Annotated in this window: 2 protein-coding genes; both read left to right on the forward strand. The window is 28.2% G+C overall.

The genetic code is table 11. The features are described 5' to 3' along the window. Positions 1 to 705 (forward strand): glycosyltransferase (locus KPY62_RS13500; RefSeq protein ID WP_216583466.1); only part of this gene is annotated, 705 nt, incomplete at its 5' end. Next, positions 695 to 1,104, forward strand: a 410-nt coding sequence (locus KPY62_RS13505; protein ID WP_216583467.1) for a hypothetical protein, incomplete at its 3' end; no start/stop codon positions are given. The genes KPY62_RS13500 and KPY62_RS13505, both read left to right, overlap by 11 nt.

Here is a 1,104-nt window from a genome sequence, read left to right on the forward strand (position 1 = left end):
GAATTTATGAAATTACTTATAACTAGATTTGCTACATCAAATATTGCAGTAAGTGAAAAAGCTGCAATATCTTTATTTGGAAAAAAATGGCCACAAAACTCAAAAAACAAAATTATTTATTGCGGCGTTGACTATAATAAATTTAAAAATATTAAAAATAGTATCGATTATCATGAGATGCTGAACATTCCAAAAGATTCAATAGTGATTGGTCATGTTGGCAGGTTTGAAGAGCCAAAAAACCATAAATTCATTTTAGATGTTTTTAGTAAATTAAGTAGTTTAGATAGTAAGTATTATCTTGTTTTGGTAGGTGATGGTTCTCTTAAAGTTGATATAGAGAGTATAGCTAATCAGTCTAATGTATCCTCACGTATCAAATTTATGGGTAATCGTTCAGATATACCGGGAATAATGAGTGGTTTATTTGATGTTTTTGTATTTCCTTCTTTATGGGAGGGTCTGCCTTTAACACTAGTGGAAGCTCAGTTTGCTAATCTACTGTGTATTGTTTCAAACAATGTAACCAAGGAATGCAATTTAGGGCTGTGTAAGTATCTAAATATTAATGAAACCAGTAACTGGGTCACATGTTTAAGTGATTTACCTAACGTTGAAACAGAGCAATCATTTGAACTATCTGAGTTCAACATAGAGAGATCAAATATTCAGCTTTTTAAAGAATACCTAAAAAATGAATATTAAAAGAAAGGTTACAATCCTGTCTAAAGATATTTGGATTATTCCATATCTACTTGTATTTTTAATTTTATATATTGTATTATTATTTAGTGGTGAAAGTAAGTTAGAAGATGTCATAAAAAAAATAGAATTAATAATAGTGGTTCAGCTAGGTATTTATTTCTTAATATCTTTTATGCATGAGGGTGTAAATAGTTTCTTCTCTAAATCATATAATAATTTTCTTCTTATGCTTGTTATGTTTCATCTGGGTATACCTATAACACATGTTTTTGGTTACTCAAACAGTTACTTTGTTCAAGAGTTTTATTGGTATTATGATGTAAAAACATTAAGTGCTCTCATTAGTGTAATTCTCTTTGTAAACTTATTCTTATTCTCTAAATTATTTACTTTCAATAG

This window comes from Psychrobacter sp. TAE2020 (assembly GCF_018919485.1).
Taxonomy (GTDB): domain Bacteria; phylum Pseudomonadota; class Gammaproteobacteria; order Pseudomonadales; family Moraxellaceae; genus Psychrobacter.